The organism is Bradyrhizobium sp. 2TAF24 (genome assembly GCF_052115025.1).
Lineage (GTDB): Bacteria > Pseudomonadota > Alphaproteobacteria > Rhizobiales > Xanthobacteraceae > Bradyrhizobium_A.
The window spans coordinates 526,677-543,423 of sequence record NZ_JBFRFW010000002.1 but is presented as its reverse complement, the minus strand read 5'-3'; the positions used below and the strand labels follow the sequence as shown (position 1 = coordinate 543,423).

At 59.7% G+C, this 16,747-nt stretch carries 17 protein-coding genes and 1 tRNA gene; 11 read left to right on the top strand and 7 right to left on the bottom strand.

Going from position 1 to position 16,747, the window contains the following annotated elements; all coding sequences use genetic code 11:
* From AB4Z37_RS05755 to AB4Z37_RS05705, 11 genes are all read left to right on the top strand, one after another.
* Nucleotides 1–720 (top strand): cytochrome c biogenesis CcdA family protein, encoded by a 720-nt coding sequence (locus tag AB4Z37_RS05755; protein ID WP_441515710.1) that lies wholly within the window; start codon nucleotides 1–3, stop codon nucleotides 718–720.
* Nucleotides 721–759: 39 nt separating this feature from the next.
* Entirely contained in the window at nucleotides 760–957 is a 198-nt protein-coding gene (locus AB4Z37_RS05750) for a hypothetical protein (RefSeq protein ID WP_441515709.1), read from the top strand.
* Between the two features lie 118 nt (nucleotides 958–1,075).
* The gene (locus tag AB4Z37_RS05745; protein WP_441515708.1) at nucleotides 1,076–1,816 is read left to right on the top strand and encodes a DUF6969 family protein; all 741 of its coding nucleotides are present in this window, start codon (nucleotides 1,076–1,078) and stop codon (nucleotides 1,814–1,816) included.
* A 129-nt stretch (nucleotides 1,817–1,945) separates the two neighbouring features.
* Nucleotides 1,946–2,290, top strand: coding sequence for a BufA1 family periplasmic bufferin-type metallophore (locus tag AB4Z37_RS05740; RefSeq protein ID WP_441515707.1), 345 nt, complete (start codon nucleotides 1,946–1,948; stop codon nucleotides 2,288–2,290).
* A 48-nt stretch (nucleotides 2,291–2,338) separates the two neighbouring features.
* Nucleotides 2,339–3,223 (top strand): MNIO family bufferin maturase, encoded by an 885-nt coding sequence (bufB, locus tag AB4Z37_RS05735; RefSeq protein WP_441515706.1) that lies wholly within the window; start codon nucleotides 2,339–2,341, stop codon nucleotides 3,221–3,223.
* Nucleotides 3,207–3,995 carry an HvfC/BufC N-terminal domain-containing protein gene (locus tag AB4Z37_RS05730; protein WP_441515705.1) on the top strand — a complete coding sequence of 263 codons (789 nt, stop codon included), beginning with the start codon at nucleotides 3,207–3,209 and terminating at the stop codon, nucleotides 3,993–3,995. The genes bufB and AB4Z37_RS05730 overlap by 17 nt, the downstream gene beginning before the upstream one ends.
* The gene (locus tag AB4Z37_RS05725; RefSeq protein WP_441515704.1) at nucleotides 3,992–4,501 is read left to right on the top strand and encodes a DoxX family protein; all 510 of its coding nucleotides are present in this window, start codon (nucleotides 3,992–3,994) and stop codon (nucleotides 4,499–4,501) included. Before AB4Z37_RS05730 ends, AB4Z37_RS05725 begins: the two co-directional genes overlap by 4 nt.
* Nucleotides 4,498–5,130, top strand: a complete 633-nt coding sequence (locus tag AB4Z37_RS05720) for a sigma-70 family RNA polymerase sigma factor (RefSeq protein ID WP_441515703.1) — start codon at nucleotides 4,498–4,500, stop codon at nucleotides 5,128–5,130. The genes AB4Z37_RS05725 and AB4Z37_RS05720 overlap by 4 nt, the downstream gene beginning before the upstream one ends.
* Nucleotides 5,127–5,795, top strand: coding sequence for an NrsF family protein (locus AB4Z37_RS05715; RefSeq protein ID WP_441515702.1), 669 nt, complete (start codon nucleotides 5,127–5,129; stop codon nucleotides 5,793–5,795). Before AB4Z37_RS05720 ends, AB4Z37_RS05715 begins: the two co-directional genes overlap by 4 nt.
* A 24-nt stretch (nucleotides 5,796–5,819) precedes the next feature.
* The gene (locus AB4Z37_RS05710; RefSeq protein WP_441515701.1) at nucleotides 5,820–6,362 is read left to right on the top strand and encodes a carboxymuconolactone decarboxylase family protein; all 543 of its coding nucleotides are present in this window, start codon (nucleotides 5,820–5,822) and stop codon (nucleotides 6,360–6,362) included.
* Nucleotides 6,363–6,489: 127 nt separating this feature from the next.
* The gene (locus tag AB4Z37_RS05705) at nucleotides 6,490–6,774 is read left to right on the top strand and encodes a DUF427 domain-containing protein (RefSeq protein ID WP_441515700.1); all 285 of its coding nucleotides are present in this window, start codon (nucleotides 6,490–6,492) and stop codon (nucleotides 6,772–6,774) included.
* Here AB4Z37_RS05705 and AB4Z37_RS05700 read toward each other — a convergent pair.
* From AB4Z37_RS05700 to AB4Z37_RS05670, 7 genes are all read right to left on the bottom strand, one after another.
* The gene (locus AB4Z37_RS05700) at nucleotides 6,758–7,594 is read right to left on the bottom strand and encodes a class I SAM-dependent methyltransferase (RefSeq protein ID WP_441515699.1); all 837 of its coding nucleotides are present in this window, start codon (nucleotides 7,592–7,594) and stop codon (nucleotides 6,758–6,760) included. The two genes, AB4Z37_RS05705 and AB4Z37_RS05700, sit on opposite strands and share 17 nt — an antisense overlap.
* The gene (locus tag AB4Z37_RS05695; protein WP_441515698.1) at nucleotides 7,591–9,132 is read right to left on the bottom strand and encodes a radical SAM protein; all 1,542 of its coding nucleotides are present in this window, start codon (nucleotides 9,130–9,132) and stop codon (nucleotides 7,591–7,593) included. Before AB4Z37_RS05695 ends, AB4Z37_RS05700 begins: the two co-directional genes overlap by 4 nt.
* A gap of 17 nt (nucleotides 9,133–9,149) precedes the next feature.
* Complete coding sequence (locus AB4Z37_RS05690; protein ID WP_441515697.1) at nucleotides 9,150–9,545, bottom strand: vitamin K epoxide reductase family protein; 396 nt, start codon at nucleotides 9,543–9,545, stop codon at nucleotides 9,150–9,152.
* A 472-nt stretch (nucleotides 9,546–10,017) separates the two neighbouring features.
* A tRNA-Arg gene (locus tag AB4Z37_RS05685) sits at nucleotides 10,018–10,094 on the bottom strand.
* A gap of 241 nt (nucleotides 10,095–10,335) precedes the next feature.
* Complete coding sequence (locus AB4Z37_RS05680) at nucleotides 10,336–12,285, bottom strand: hypothetical protein (RefSeq protein ID WP_441515696.1); 1,950 nt, start codon at nucleotides 12,283–12,285, stop codon at nucleotides 10,336–10,338.
* Nucleotides 12,286–12,491: 206 nt separating this feature from the next.
* A complete protein-coding gene (locus AB4Z37_RS05675) occupies nucleotides 12,492–12,707 on the bottom strand; it encodes a hypothetical protein (RefSeq protein ID WP_441515695.1) in 216 nt (71 codons plus the stop codon).
* A gap of 873 nt (nucleotides 12,708–13,580) precedes the next feature.
* The gene (locus AB4Z37_RS05670; RefSeq protein WP_441515694.1) at nucleotides 13,581–16,331 is read right to left on the bottom strand and encodes a restriction endonuclease; all 2,751 of its coding nucleotides are present in this window, start codon (nucleotides 16,329–16,331) and stop codon (nucleotides 13,581–13,583) included.
* Nucleotides 16,332–16,747 lie beyond the last annotated feature (416 nt).

Sequence of the window (16,747 nt, the reverse complement as noted above, 5' to 3'; positions counted from 1 at the left end):
ATGTCCGCAAACCTCGCGCTGGGCTACGCCGCCGGCGCGCTGTCGACGCTCTCGCCGTGCGTGCTTCCCATCCTGCCGATCGTGCTGTTCGGCGCACTCGAGCGGCATCTGTGGGGACCCGTGGCGCTCGCCGCGGGTCTGGCGGCGTCCTTTGCTGGCGTGGGCATCGCGCTCGCCTCGGCCGGCTTCAGCGTCGGCATCGATCCCAAGACGCTGCGGCTGGCCGTCGCGGCCCTGATGGGCGCGGCCGGCGTGGTCCTTCTGGTGCCGGCGCTGCAGGGCAGATTGGCCTCCATCGCGTCTCCGCTTGCCGGCAGGGGCCAAGTCCTGCTGGACCGGCTTCGGCCGTCCGGAATCGGAGGGCAGTTCGCGTTGGGCGCCGTGCTCGGTGTGATCTGGTCACCGTGTTCGGGGCCGACGCTCGGCGCCGCGATCGGTCTCGCAACGCAGGGCGATGATATCGGTCGGGCGGCCTCGACCATGGCGGCCTTCGCGCTCGGTGCGGCGACCCCGATCCTCGCGCTCGCCTACGGTTCGCGCCAGGCGATCATGGCGCGGCGGGACTGGATGGCGCGCGCCTCCCGGATCGGCAAACCGCTGATGGGGGCCGCCTTCTTCGGAATCGGACTCTTCGTGCTTACCGGCCTCGACAAGATCGTCGAGACCTCGCTGACGAACGCCATGCCGGAATGGCTGGTGAACGTGACGACGCGTCTATGAACGCCCGTCGATTGTCTTAACAACCATGGAGATATCGAAATGCCTTCGCTGAAGAGGAGCCTGCAAACCCTGGGCGCGATCGCCGCGGTCACTGGCATGGTTGCCGCGACCCCGGTCCCAGCGGCCGCCGGCTCGAACCCCTGTGCGCCCAAGCACAAATCGGCCAAGAGAGCCGCCAACCCGTGCAAGGCGAACCCCTGCGCGGCCAAGACGAACCCCTGCGCCGCCAAGAAGTAACGAAGGCTGGTTCATAGACGTATCTCGTTCAGCGATATTGCGAGATCGAGTGGAGGAGACGGCGGGCATCCCGATGACGCCGTCTCCGGCCAGTCCCAGTTCAAGGTTAACTGACGACATGATCGCTCAGCGTGCGATAGTACACCTTGCTGACGACGCGCCAGCGTTTTCGCCGGAGATGCTGTCGCGCATGGCGACCGCCGCGGAGACCGCCGTCGACTGCATTCGCGGGCTTCACGAAAGCGGAAGCAACCTGGTTTTGGAGGCGCTGCGTGGTAGCGAGGACTTCGTCGAGTGGGAGCATTACCCGCACGACGATGTACGCGACGCGGTCACCCACGCGCAGTTCTTCCTCCACGCCCACGCCCCGGACGACCGGGATCGTCCCGATTACGCGCACTTCCACGCGTTCATGGGCGCGGCGGGAATGCCGCCGGGAGTCCATCCAGCGGAGCTCGACTGCTACAGCTCGCGATCGGCAGAAGATAGCGCTGCGATCTCCCATCTCGTCGCGATCTCGATGACGCCGACGGGAATGCCGGAGCGGCTGTTCACCACGAACCGTTGGGTGACAGCGGAGACGTGGTATCGCGCCTCCGACGTGATCGCCATGCTCGACGGATTCGCCGTCGGCGGGAAGCGGCCCCTCGACCGCTGGATCACCTCGATGATGGTTCTGTTCAGGCCGCAGATCGAGCGGCTTCTCCACGAACGCGACGCCGCGGTCGATCGTTGGCGTGCAGCGTATCCCGGCACCGACGTCTTCGAGGACCGGCGTCTCGAAATCACGTCGGCGATGGACATCTCGCTCGAGGCGCACATCGCGTGGCTCGACGCACGGCTGGAAAGCGGTGCGTGATGCCGCGCGCCTTCGCGAGGGTAACCTTTCGGACATCGCGGCGAACAATGGGTGCAGACGGGAAGAGCAGCCCGTCGGACCAGCGACCCATGCACTTCGCAAAGTCGCCCCGAACCCGGAGGAACTCGAATGTCCAATCGCACGCTCAACGCAATGGTCGCCGGCGCGTTTGCCGTCGCCGTCGGAACGCTCGCCGCCACGTCCGCCACCGCGCAGATGAACAAAGGCGATATGGAAAAGATGATGAAGGAGAAGCAGGCCCAGACCATGAAGGCGATGGAGGGCGGCAAGATGGAGAAGTGCTTCGGCGTGGCTCTCAAGGGCCAGAACGACTGCTTCGCCGGAGCCGGCACGACCTGCGCCGGCACCAGCACCGTCGACTATCAGGGCAACGCGTTCAAGCTCGAGCCTAAGGGCACCTGCACGACCATGAATACGCCAAAGGGCGCCGGAAGCCTCACCCCGAAGGCCTGACGAAACCAGGGCGGGCCGCGACGGCCCGCCCTCATCCTCGAGATCACCATGCGCATTCCGTCATCGCCAGAAGATCGCATACCGGCGCGCGCCGGCGTCGGCTTGAAGGCCGAGCACTACCGCACGATCATCGATACGGCGCCGGACATCGGTTTCTTCGAGGTGCATGCGGAGAACTACATGGGCGCGGGCGGTCCGCCGCATCGCTACCTTTCGGCGATCCGGGAGCGCTATCCGTTGTCGCTTCACGGCGTCGGATTGTCGATCGGCGCGGACAGGCCGCTGGACGAAGATCATATCGCGCAGCTGAGACTGCTCCGGCAGCGCTACAGACCCGGTCTGTTTTCCGAGCATCTGGCGTGGTCGACACATGACACCGGTTTCCTGAACGACCTGCTTCCCGTTCCCTACACTTCCGAAACGCTCCAGCGGGTCGTCGAGCACATCGATCAGGTCCAGACCGCGCTCGGCTGTCAAATGCTGCTCGAAAATCCATCGACCTACGTCGCGTTCGCCGAGAGCACCTACGCGGAGACCGACTTCATCGCCGAAGTGGCCAGTCGCAGCGGCTGCGGGCTGCTGCTCGACGTCAACAACGTCTTCGTCGCATCGACCAATCAGCAGTGGGATCCCGTCGCCTACATCGAAGGCTATCCGCTCGCGAGCGTGCGGGAGATCCACCTCGCCGGAAACGACCGGCAGGCCGACGAGGCCGGCAGGCCGCTTCTCATCGACACTCATGATCGCCCCGTCGAGGATGCCGTCTGGTATCTCTACGAGCTCGCGGTGCGGCTCGTCGGTCCGGTTCCGACGCTGATCGAGTGGGATGCCCAAGTGCCGGCCTGGTCGACGCTCGCCGCGGAAGCGAAACGGGCCGAGCAGATCATGTCCGCGAACGCTCCGGAGAAACGGCGCCATGCAGTCGCTTGCTGAACTGCAGCGCGGCTTCGCGGCCGCGTTGCTCGATCCGGCGATTCCGGCGCCGCCAGGTCTGGTCGGACCGGACGGGAAACCGAGCTCGACGCGTTTCGCCGTCTATCGCAACAACGTGATGGTGGGCCTGACGCAGACACTGAAGGATGCCTATCCCGCCGTGCATCGCATCGTCGGATCGGAATTCTTCCACGCCTTGGCCCGCGCCTTCGTCGTCGGCGCTTTGCCCCGGTCGCCGATGCTCTTCGACTATGGCGCGGGCCTACCCGATTTCATCGACCGGTTCGAACCCGCTTTGGTGTTGCCGTATCTGGCTGACGTGGCGCGCATCGAGCGGGCATGGATCGAGGCCTACCATTCGGCCGAGGCCGCGCCGATCGGCCCTGCAGCGTTCTCGGAGATCGATCCGGACTTGTTGCCGGATGTGAGTCTTACGCTGCATCCGTCCGTCCGGATCGTGAGCTCGCGCTTTCCGGCACTAACGATCTGGCGGATGAACGTCGAGGACGGCGCGCCCGCCCAAGTGGACCTCGCCGCGGGCGGCGAAGATGCCCTCGTCGTCAGGCCGGAGGCCGAGGTCGAGGTCCGATCGATTCCGCCTGGTTCGGCGGATTTCATCCGCGCTCTCGCGTCCGGAAGATCGGTGCTGACCGCGCTCGAGGAAGCCCTGGTCAGCAGCCCGGGCTTTGATCTGGCGGCGAACTTGACGGATCTGATCCAGGTCGGCGCGGTGATCGGCTTCGGGACCGCAAGGGAGCCGCTGAGGCCATGAGTTCGTCTGCGACCATCTCTACCCTCGACGAGGTCGTGCGTGGCGCGACGGAACGCCTCGCGCGGGGCGCCGGCGTCTTAGCGCCGCCGTTGCTGCGCGTCGCTCTAGCCGTGCCGTTCCTCAAATCCGGATTGACGAAGTGGGACGGTTTCCTGTCCCTATCGCCGGCGGCGTCGTACCTCTTCGAGGACGAGTTCAAGCTTCACCTTTTCGGGCATGCCTACGACTTCCCGGTGCCGGGACTTTTCGCGTATCTCGACGGCATTGCGGAGATCGTGCTGCCGCTGCTACTGGTCGTCGGCCTCGCGACGCGATTCAGCGCGCTCGCGCTTCTGGTGATGACGGCGGTTATCCAACTCGTCGTCCCGGAGGGGTGGGCCAACTTCCATCTGCCCTGGGCTGGGCTCGCCCTCGCCATCATGGCGCTCGGTCCCGGACGGCTTTCGCTCGACCAGCTCGCGGCCTCGCTCAGTCGATCCCGAGCGCCGGATGGAGGCCGCCCATGATCGAACGCAATGGCCGGCCCCCGCAGCTCAGGCTCGTCGGCAGTGACGCCGACGCGGCGCCGGCCGGCCCCGAGCCCACGATCCGCGATACCGACTGGGCAATCCTGATGGCCCATGCCCAGGACGGCGACAGGTCGGCCTATCAGCGCCTCCTTCGCGAAATCACGCCCTACCTGCGTTCGCTGGCGGCGCGCCGGCATCGAGATCCGAGCGACGTCGAGGACGCGGTGCAGGACATCCTGCTAACCGTCCACGCGATCCGGCATACGTTCGATCCTACCAGGCCTTTCGGTCCGTGGCTGGTGACGATCGCGAACCGGCGGTTCATCGACCGGCTGCGGCGGCAAGGGCGCAGGCGAGGCCGGGAAACGCCCCTGATGCCGGAGCATGAAACCTTTTCCGAGCCTCAAGCGAACCTTGAAGAGAGACCAGACAGACACGAACTCGAAAAGGCGATCAACGAGCTTCCCCCCATGCAGCGCAAGGCAGTACAACTTCTCAAGCTCAACGAAATGTCGCTGAAGGAGGCCTCGACGGCGAGCGGGATGTCGATCGCCTCGCTCAAGGTCAACGTTCATAGGGCGGTAAAGAGCCTGCGGAAGATACTGGGCGATCGGAGCGAGTCATGATTGCCACACCTGATCTCATCGAATCTCTGGCCGCCAATATGAAGCCGGTGCGGCGGTTGAAGCCGCCGGCGATACGGGCGACTGGCTGGCTTCTCCTCGCGGCGGTGGTCGTGACGCTTCTTGCGGTCAGCCAGGGGATCCGGCCAGATCTCCCGCAGCGGCTGCACGATCCGGCTTTCGCCGGCGGCGTGGCCGGGGCGGCCTTGACGGGCGTGCTCGCCGCCATTGCTGCATTCTTGGTCAGCCTGCCGGACCGCTCGCGGTTGTGGCTGCTCCTTCCCGCGCCGGCCGTGGCGATCTGGCTGTCGAACATCGGCTATCAGTGTCTCACGCAATGGATATCGATAGGGCCGAACGGTGTCAGTGTCGGCGAAGCGACACGTTGCCTCGCGACCTTGGTTCTGACGAGCCTGCCGTTGTCGCTCGCGATGCTGGTCATGCTGCGCTACGCGGCGCCGCTGCGCCCGACGGCCGTGACGTTCATGGGGAGCCTGTCGGTCGCCGCGATAACCGCAACGGCCCTCTCGCTCTTTCATTCCGCCGACGCGACCCTGATGATCATCATGTTCAACATCGGAACGGCGGCCATGTTCGTCGGTCTCGGCGGCCTATTCGGCCGTCGGATGTTGGAGTGGATGGCCCCGCGCTCCGACATCAGAAATTAGCTATTGGATCGCCGAGGAGCGCAGATGGCTCACCTTCCGACCTTGCCCGAGAAGGCCACGCTGCTGGATGTCTTCAGGATGTTTCCGGAGACGAACCGGCCATTGCTCAAATTCCACGAAGTGCTGCTGCGGGGCCCGTCGCCGTTCAYTGAGGCCGAACGGGAACTCATCGCCGCCTACGTGTCCGGACTGAACGGTTGCCGGTACTGTCAGGGTGTGCACACGGCGACCGCCGAGCGTCTGGGCATTCCGCAAGGGGCGATTGCTGCGCTACTTGCCGGTGATCCCAAGGCCGACGTACCTGCGAAGATGCGGCCAGTGCTGGAGCTCGCCGCAAAATTGACCGAACGCGCCGACGGCTTGACCAAGTCCGACATCGATGCCGTCTTCATCGCGGGGTGGGACGGCCAAGCGTACTACCACCTCGTCGCCACCGTGGCGCTCTTCAACTACATGAACCGGCTCGTCGAAGGCCTCGGCATCGAGCTCGATCAGGCCTACGTGGGCGTCGCCGCGCAGCGCCTCGCCGACCGCGGTTATCTCCCGCTGATCGAGATGCTTGGATAACCCGGGGCAGGACCGCTTCGACGCAAATCTACGTAACCAAATCGTCACGCCCAGCGAACAGTCCAGGAAAGAGCGGCGGCCCCGGTGGATTCATCGCCGGCACAGCTCGGGAGCAAGGAGAGGATTCGTGCCGAAAGCCATCTGGAACGACAAAGTGATCGCTGAAGCGGAGCAAACCGAATTGCTGGAGGGAAACCACTACTTCCCTCCGGATTCGCTATCCAAGCAATATTTCCAGAAGAGCGACACCGTCACCACGTGCGCTTGGAAGGGCACTGCCCACTACTATACGATCGACGTGGACGGCAGCGTGAACCCCGACGCCGCCTGGTACTATCCGGATCCCAGGCCGGCGGCCGCCAACATCGCGGGCAAAGTCGCTTTCTGGAAGGGCGTCAAGGTCGTGCGTTGAGATCGCCGGCGCGCGGAACGGCGTCCTTTGCGGCCGTGATGATCGCATAGCCGAGCATGCCGGACTTCGCCGCAGCGAGCGCATGGCGAACTATGTCCTTGACCGTCGCGAGGTCGGTGCCGGGCAATTCGAGTTTCTTCAGCCCGATCATGATCTCCGTAGCGAACAGCCGCGACCGGATGGCCGCCACGAAATCGACGAGGGCGCCGTCGTGCGCCTCTGTCTCGCCGACAGCCAGGCCGGCGCCGGCGAGCAGCGCACGATATTCGTCGACTGGCCGTGCGTCCGCAACGCACGCGATCCAGGCGGCGACACCTTCGAGCTCGCGGGGCAGAGGGCCGCTCCGCGTGAGGTCACTGATGCCGACCCGTCCGCCGGGCTTTAGCACTCGCGCGAACTCCGCTACCGCCGTCGGCTTGTCCGGGAACGTGCACAGCGCGCACTCGCAGATGACCGCGTCGAACGTCTCGTCGCCGAATGGCAAACTCTCGGCGTCGCCGCAGTAGAACGCGCTCCTGTCGGTGAGCCCCCGTTCTCTGGCTTGTTTTGTCGCCGCTTTCACGTTCCGCCGTCCGAGGTCGAGACCGACGACCTCGCAACCGAAGCGGGCGGCGATCACCAGAGCGCCGTCTCCGCGCCCGGACGCGACGTCGAGGACGCGCGCATCCGGTCCCAGATTCAGGATCCGTCCCAGACGCTCGGTGACTCGGGCGCCGCCTGGGTGCAGCGCGTCGCCGACCAGCATCCGGACGGCGTCGTGGTCGTAGGCCGCGGCGCAGCATTGCTTGAGGGTCTCCGGCGCGGATTCGGGGCGGCTCATCGGGGGTGCTTGTCGCCGAAATCGAAGACGATGGGCTTCGGCTCAAAGGGCCGGCCCTCCTTCCGTGCGCGCCGGCGCTCCGGCTCCATGGCGTTGAGTTGCGCGCGCGCCTGCTCGCGGTAGCCGACCGAGTTGAACGCGCAGAACGGAATCTGCTTGCCGCCCGGCAACAGGAACTCCTTGCAGCACTTCATCAGGTTCTTCTGGTTGAACGTCCATGGGTCCATAAAGTCTTGGAGCATGATCATGATCATGTTCTTGGCGATGCTGTTGATCGCTAGGCCATCCGGAAGGTCGCAGGTCTGGCACGAAATCGCGACCCGCCGCTCGGAAGATTCGGAGCCGGCAACGGTCGATGAGGACCAGAGCCCTTCCAGGGCCGTCCTCACCTCGCGGCTGAAATCCGGCACGATGCGGTTCGTGATGTAGTCGAGGTAGTCGCCGACATCGACGATGCGCGGCAAAGGGGTCACCTTGCCGTCTTCGACGAAGGCGTAGGTCACCGAATTGCAGGTGGGGAAGCAGCACGGTACCGGCACGAAATCGGAGGCGACGAACTTGCCGCCGGTCTGCGCCTCGATCAGCCGGACGATCTCCGGGATTGTCATGCGTTGCATCGGGTCGTGAGCGGAGTGCCGTCCCGCATGGAAGGCGGGCTGGAAAGTGATGCCGCGGATCGCCGGATGCTCGATCGCGAAGTCCACGATCCGCCCGATTTCGTGTTCGTTGATGCCGCGCTCGATCGCGGGGACGATGGTGACGTCGAGCCCGATCTGGGCCAGCCGATCGAGAGCGCGCAGCTTTTCCTCGAGGATGTCGGGCTCTCCGCGGATCGCGCGGTAGGTCTCGCGCTCGAAGCCGTCGAACTGAAAGTAGAACGAGGGGCGCACCCTTTCGAGTTCCGCCAGAAACGTGTCGTCGCGGGCGATGCGCCTGCCGTTGGTGTTCAGCATGACGAAGCGGATGTCGCGGGCGTACGCAGCGCGGATGAAGTCGATGATCCGCGGATGCATCGTGGGCTCGCCGCCAGAGAACTGGATGACCTCCGGCTGGCCTTCCGTTCGGACGTAGTCGTCCAGCACCAGCTCGACTTCCTCCAAGGTCAGGCTGAAGCCGGGCGCGGCGTCCGCAAAGCAGAGCGGGCAGTCCATGTCGCACACGCTGTTGATCTCGATGATGCCGAGGCAGGCGTGCTGTTCGTGGTCGGGGCAGAGCCCACAATCGTGCGGGCAGCCCTTGTCATGCTCCGAACCGTACGCCAGCGGAATCGTGCCGGGCTTGTTGAAGCGGGCGAAAGACGCGTAGGCCTGCGCGTCTTCGTAGACGAGCGCCATGAACGGACCGCAGTGCGGACACCGCTTGCTCATGTAGACCTTGTTGTCGCGGAGCAGGATCTTGGCGTCGATCACCGTCTTGCAGGACGGGCAGATGCTGCGGGTGAGTTCGTGGAAGACGTAGTCCGAATCCGCCCGCCGACGGGGAGGGCCTTCCTCCGGAGCTAGACTGTGCGGCAATGCAGGGGCGATTTTCGCTTCCATAGCCGGATCCTCAGACATCAACCGAGCTTCCAGACCGAGTAGAGCAGCACCGGAGACAGCGCCGCGGTGGTCAGACAGTAGAAGCAGTAGCCGCCGAAATTCATCATGTCGCGGATTCCAAGCACGTTCGCCGCGGTCGCGGCCTCAGCCAAAATTAGCAGTGCGATCCAAACCCAGCGGACGGGTGGCGCCAACAGCAGCCCGATGATCACGATATACAGAGCCGCTCCGATGTAGCCGTCCGGAATGCCGAATGGCCGCGCGAACGGTGCGTCAGCGACGCCTTCACACTGCCGGCCGAGGAACGGGCAAATAAGGCGGCCCACTAGACGGCTCTGATACAGCCCAACATAGAACATTGCCGCGGCGCTCGCTGCCGTGACGGCAAATGCGATGTAGCGGAAGAAACTCATCCTAGCGGTAACCCTTTAGTACCCTCGATCGCCGCATCGGCCCGACGGATTGCGCGGCATCGACAAAATGGTTCGACCGGGCTTTGGAAAGGTTACAGTCGTCGCGCCGACTTTAGTCGCGGGATGGGGCACGAGGCCTGCGGCAAAGGTTAAATGCGGGCGAAGATCGACGCCGTGTCCGCCTGTGCCTGTGACTTCGGCTCGCCGCAAATGAAATAGGGCCAGCCGAATCTCGACATCTACTGGGCGTTTTCGCAAACTTGATGGCCGATAAGTCCGCTTGGGCGATGGTGCGGCAATTGGCCGGTTTCCCGTCCGTCAGCCAAAACCATCGAACCTGCGATCAACATCGATCGTTGCCAACCCTACCCACGGGCGGCGACAATCTTCATCAGAATGCTTACTCGCATGAAACAGACAGTGCTGCGGTTTCGATCTAGGCACGCGCATCGCGCTGCAGAATAAGAGAAATTGGCGCACCCGACACGATTCGAACGTGTGACCTTTGCCTTCGGAGGGCAACGCTCTATCCAGCTGAGCTACGGGTGCATCAGGTTAGCGCTGGTCGCACAATCGGTTCGTCTTCCGTTTTCTCTTTGAGAACCAATCCGTTACACGCTCTCACAATATCATACGACATAGGCCGCGCAACGGGTTTATCGGTTCGGCTAGCCCGGTGATGTTGAGCTTGTCACACTCGGCTGTGACAGAACTGTGCCAGCCCCACGTGGGGGAAAGCGCCAGCGCCGTCCAGACGCTGGCCTCTCGAACTTTTTCTGGAAATTTAGGGTCAGCCCTCCGCGACCTCGAAACTCGGCAGGACATTGTTCAACAAGGAGACGGCCCCTCGATCTTCCTCCGATAGTTCCGGCAAGAGCCGGATGAAGCCGCCCATTTTGCCCCTGCCTGCCCCCGTGACGTAGTCCCAACGCCCATGGCGCATCGCTGCTTGCACTTCCGATCTTGGTAGGTCTCTGTTGCGGTTCTTTTGCAAGTCAACACCCGTAAGTCTCTTCACTTCCGCGGTGCTGAGAGAATCCTTTTCGGTCGATAGCAACAGGGCGATCATTGCTTCCATTCCCCCGTGCTGGAATCTCGCTTGAGGATCATCCAAGACGAGCTTGGCACCCGGAAACATGCATTCCGAGTGACACACCAGCCGATCCAACTCACCTGTGACGTAAAGGCGCTGGATGCCACAGGTGCCGTTGCTATCAATGTTTCGGGCATTGCCCCGCATCGCCATCTGCTTCATCCATCGGCAGAGGTCGCCATCTCTCAGGGCGACGAATGGCCCATCTTTCCGATTCCATGCTTGGTAAGGCTGCAATGCAGCTCGTGTAGCTGGCTCCTCGCCCCAACCGAGACCGGCGGCGACGGTAATCCGCTTCGGTTTGTGAAATTCTCCAAACAGAAATACGGCCTCAGCATCTTTCCAACGGTTGGAGCCGATACCTTTGCCCCAATGGACAAAGCAGACATTGCGACCTTCCAAATCATAAGGAGTATCGAAGTCGCAATTGGTCGGAAGGTATTCGTGATCGAGCAGGCCCTTGTGAACAACCACTAAGACCTGTTCGCCCGGTTGCGTGTGAAGCTTCACCGTTTCCGATATCCAATCTGCATAAGGCTGTGCCCATGTAGACTTTGTAATGACGTCAGCCAGCTTGCGGTGCTTCTTTCTGCCTAATCGGAGCGGTGTAGGGTCGATATGAGTTATGGTGAGATTACCAAAGTCGATTTGAGGAACAGGAACGACATTCCGATTCTTGGCAATGAGCGATAACCCATCAATATCGGCCGTAGCGTCCAGGATGATCATGCCGGGGGTCGGCGGCACCTTCATTTCGTAACCGATGAACCGCGCACCGTTTCCTATTGCGTCGTAACGACCAAGAAACGCGAAGCCGTTTGCCAAGGCGCGAGCGAACCCGAATACATTTTTCGTCTGTTCATTCGGTGACAAAAGATATTTTGTTGCGTTCGACGTAGCGAACCAGCCGATGTCCAAGGTTCGACTAGGTGGCAGGACATCAAAAGCTGATTTATCTGATGCTGACTGCCAAATAGCTTCAAGATAGTCGTGTAACTCAGTCAGTCGCTTTACGACATCAGATGCCGATGTATGTTGCTGTGCTATTCGATCTCGAACGACTTTGATCAGGCCTGTATCGACATCGAAGATGCTGACTGCGTCAGGCCGTTCGTCGAAGAATGTAAGTTGTCTGGGTTGGCCTCGATACAGCGTTGCCTTGGCTGCGCGAGGACCAACGTAGAATCCCGGCGTGGCAATTAGAACGGGATAATTGCATAGCTCATCGACAGAAAAGTGTTGGGACGGGTTGAAGCCGTATTCCTGAATAGCCGTTTCTGGCGAAGTTTCTATGTCGTGAGCAACAGTCCATACGGCTACTCGACTTGCTCCAATGAGAGCAGACATTTCCCGGTAGACGTCATCGGCGTGGCGACGAGTTTCAACGAGGTAGAGAACTGAGCCATCGGGCATGGTGTCGGTAAGAGCCTTGATGAATGCTTGGGCGCAGCTGCTTTTGCCGCTTCCGGTCGGGGCTGGGACTATCCTGTACTGGGCGACGCCGGCTTCGCGGTCTCGCATTGCTAGGATACCAGCCGAGAACACGGAATCTGAGACGGTCTGGCTGAATGGCGTAACGGTCTGGTTGCGGCGCTGAGCTTGGTCTTGGATGGCAGCATCATAAGAGCTGCGTAGTTCTGTGTTCATTGATGTTTCAAGTGAGCATAGACCAACGCTCTCGCCCGCAATCGCGAGCAGAGGTGGGCCGGGGATGTGGATGGGATGGGGTAAAAACCCTCTGCGTGTAAGTAAGAGGTCAGAGCATTGAGGGGCAGTCCAGGGACGGACTATGTGGGATAAAACCCCCTCAACCCACAATAAGAGACTTGGGCTTTGAGGGGGATTCTACAGCGTCAGGTGGCATTAGCCGTGGTGATGCAATAGGCAAGCGCCGCTGACATCGTGGTTTCGCGAACGCCGATCCGCGTAGCCAAGAGCTTCCTGAGTTGGGTGAGCTTCTCTAACATCTTTTCATCGACCCTTACGGATAGGACATGTCCTTTCTTGCAGGCATGGTCGGTTGATCGTTCGCGATAATGAATCCGGTTCGCCGAGGGGGCGTGGTTCACGCGATTAGTCTCCTTTTGAATTGGAATTGAGCAGTTGTTCGAGGTTGGCGATGTGGCCTGGAAGGCCAGTAGACGGCTGTGGTCATTGGTAGACGCAAGGAATACCCACCGAAACAGCGACGCAGGCGAGGTGCCGATGCGTCGTTGCGGTGTGCTTGGGTCGCTAGTCAAATGGGGGCGATGAGACGCTTTGTCTTCACAATGCGGGCATCCTCTTTGACCACCGCGATCTTGTTTGGTTGAGGAGCCACGAAGGGTACTTTGCTATGCGGCATACGCGTCGGTGCGCACCTTTAAGCCAGCGTAGCGGTAGCTGATCTCTATGGCTTGTCAGTGAAAAGCGCTGTCAGAATCGGGTGATTACGCAAGATGCGGGGATCGCTCCTGATCCCATTCCTGCGGCCAGAACTGATAGAAGTGGTAGTGAATATGGCTGCTGGAGCGTTTCGCCCTGCTGAATGGGCGGTGGCGGTCTCTAATGCGGCGAGTGTTGCCCATTTGACACACATGGGACGGGGCAGCAATTCTCTTATAGTGGACGTAATTGTCCTTTTTGCTTCAATCGATGGCAGTTGGCTGGGATACCACCCTTGATCGTCACGATGAGGCCCAGGCAAAGCCGTTTCAGTCTCCAATCGCCTGAGGCTGCGCCACTACAATCACATTGGCGAAGGTGTCATCGCGCTACAGCCCCTGCTTTCTTGCAAGGGCAAGCATAAGAGCCGATCCGAAACGGTCTCAAGCGTCATACCAATCAAATTTCTTTCTCGTTCTTGCAGTCCGTCCAAGAATTGCGGGAGAAAAACCGAATACCGTCGCTTGGCTACAGCGCTCATTCGACTTTCTATAGAACCAAGCCGTCGGGCTCGATTCTCATCGGGAGAGCAGCGTCGGGTTTGCTGTCCCAGTAACCGAATTTACCCACTTGGCCCACTTTCGCAACGCGCCACCATGTCGGCGATGTGACCCATCGGACCATTCGGTTCGGAATTCCTTTGCCAACCGTCTGCCGATCTCTGCCCCTAAAAGAAGTGGATTCTCGGCGAGCATGTCGCAAACGAAAGCGACTGTTTCCTTACTTCGAGCTCTCGTGGCAATAACTACTTCCACCTCTGGCGTGGTCGTTCCGAGAATTGAGCCGTCTTGGTCCATCAATCCGAGCTTGATAAGTGCGTAACAAGTATTGCGCCCGTGTCGCTTCTCTATCTCCATTCGGGTTAACGCCTGCGCTCCTGTAGATAGCTCTCGATAGGCCGCTAAAACACGAGAGGGCGGTGCTTCTCCCAAAAAGAATTCCGACATTTGTGAGCGCTGGACCACTATTGCTTCGAGCGACTGAATTGAAGAAAGCGCAGGAGCGTCGCGCAAAATGAGATTGTTTCCGTCTTGACGTACGAGATCGATCCCAATCAGCCACCGAAGCATTCTCATAGCATAGGCTTTAATTGCATTGTCGCCCAACGCACTGCGCTTGTTCGCAGCTCGATATACAGCCACAAACTCAGTCTCTCGGAAGGCACCTCCGCTTGGTCTTGTTGCGAGTAGCCGACGGACTACCTCATGTGAGCGCCAAAACGAGTGCGCTATCTCAATAGCGCGAGCCTCATCCTTGAAAGTTGGCTCAATTCGGTGCTCCTTCCGGTTAGCGTCCACATGCCCAAGGTTTACAAGGTCGCGAACTAAATTATCCGCTGCGCCCATCCCCAAATTCATCTGAGTGGCGAGATCGTGGTAAGATAACTCATTCTTGCCGACCATGTATGCAAGCGCTTTTACGTACCTACTAAAATTTGCTTGAGGCACATAGGTGACCGGGATGTAGGGGATTTTCTCCGTTAGAATGTAGTCACGGAAGATGTCCCAATAGATAGTTAAACGCGTTCCGCTGCGAATCACCAAACGCTTGTCTACAAGTCTCGAAACTATTTCTTCTCCAAAATTTTGAACGACTTTGAAAAATTCAGCCGGTGATTCTGTCGCTATCTGCTTTATGCATGCGGTCTCTGCCGACGACAAATTCTCCAAATCCTTCTTGAATAGATTTTGAATATTGATTGAACGATTGAGAATATCGGTTTGGTCAATTCCGCTCTTCGAGAGGTCCAGTATGTGAACACAAAGTTTTTTAAGTAGCCAAGGAAAGCCTTGGCAGTGGTCCTGCAAGACGCGTCTAAGCTGCGGGATGACGGGCTTGTCGAGTTCTTTCGAAAAGCGGTTGATTGCTAGGACGACCTCGTTTTCAGTAAACGGAGCTAATTCGATCTCGAAGCGCCGATCCGCTAGCGTATGCCACATGTGATAGGCATTATGCTCTGTAGGGATCACTCCGTCTGTTTTCCATGAAAACCCAATGACGATGTTGATTTGAGACTCTTCGACGGCCGCACAGATTCGTCGCATCTCTTCGAACACTTCGACCAAATCAGCCTTGTACAGCAGCTCTTCGAACTGATCAAAGAAGACGCAAATGACTTTTTCTTCTTGTTTTAGAGTTTCCCCGATAGTCTTCATCTTCGATGTAGAGAAAAAACTCGTGGCGCCGCCGAAATCGATGGAGTCTGAAAGAGAGATAAAATCTTTCCGCCCAGCTTCGCGGATAGCGCTTGCAACGGCAAGTTCTGGAAACCTTCGAGTTGTTGCCGCGCGGGAATCCACCGTAAAGATAAAGTACTTGCCTCGATTTCTCACGTTGGTGGCCCGCGAGGCGATCTTTAGGACGCTAGAACTCTTTCCCCAGCCAGATGGCGCTTTGATTGCGACGAGTCTGGTCTCGGTGGCTTTTGTGCGAACGCTATCAAGGAATCCAAAGATGGTATTCTGAACTGTTTCTCTGCCAACAAAATCTTCCGGTCGAGCTGGCCGATAGTCCGCCCAATGATCTGCAACTGGCACGCCTACGATGCTTTCTAGCTCCAACGCGAGACGAGATGTAGCAGTAGCTATTGCGGTCGGATTGGCTGAATCGGATATCCATGGAAGCTGTAAGCTGCGATCGGTTCGGTCGATCCAATCTAACGTGGCGGAGTCAGTAATCGCGTTGCCATTGCTTGCGTCGAACAAGAGAGCGGCGATTTGAATACCTGTACCTTCCGCAAGGACTGGGAGTGCCCAGAACTCGGAGGTTTGAGTTATTAGTAGGTATGCTTCACTTCCGGTTCGAAAGCGGCTGCGGTCGATGACAAGGGAATCGACGTCCACTATGATGCGAGCTGCGACGAGCCTTTCCACCAATTTTTCGGGAGGGTAGATGCGAAGCTTGCGACGCTCCTCTGGTGGTCTTTGATTCCATTCATCTTCAAAGCCTTTGGCATCCTTTCCAAGGGCAAAGGTGGATATAAGCCAGCCCGCCGAATAATTCTTGAATGTAATGTTTCCAAGCAGTTTTTGAAGAACTTCGCTCGAAATGGCAGCGCGATGGGCCTTACACTCAACAAATATGCGCTCACCTGTCGTTTTATCGCATCCTAGCAGGTCGATCTCCGACGCGGTGACGCGAAGCTCTTCGGTTATTTTGTAGTTCTGGGTTTCGAGGAATCGACGTGCAAACCGTTCGAGAACGCGGCCCCGTTCTGTGTTGCTTGTTCCTTCGGGGACAGCAACTTCAATCAAGTAGGAATTAGACATGAGAATCCTAGGAGCTAACGTCGACGGACATTTACTCAGGGGAGTTAAGTGCCATTTATTGTTTGCGGTGCGCCCCGATGAAGATTTGGCGCTCGAATCTATTGGCCTAATATAGTACGGGCAGAAGTTACGCATGTTGGATGTGTTTTGGCTAGTGTTTCCATCTCCGTCAGCTTGGCCTTGCTGGCGGCGTTGAACCCGAGCCAAATGGATAATGCGCTGATCGATAGTGGAGACTGTTATGGCAGGAAGGGGCGATGTTGAATTCAGCGCTGCCACGCGAAGGATACTGGCTGAAAGAGTGGCGTGGCGTTGTTCTGTCCCGGGATGCCCAGTTATCACGGTAGGTCCAGGTGATTCGAGCGGCGAGACTGCAAACGTAGGAACGGCGGCTCACATAAACAGTGCCGCTCTAA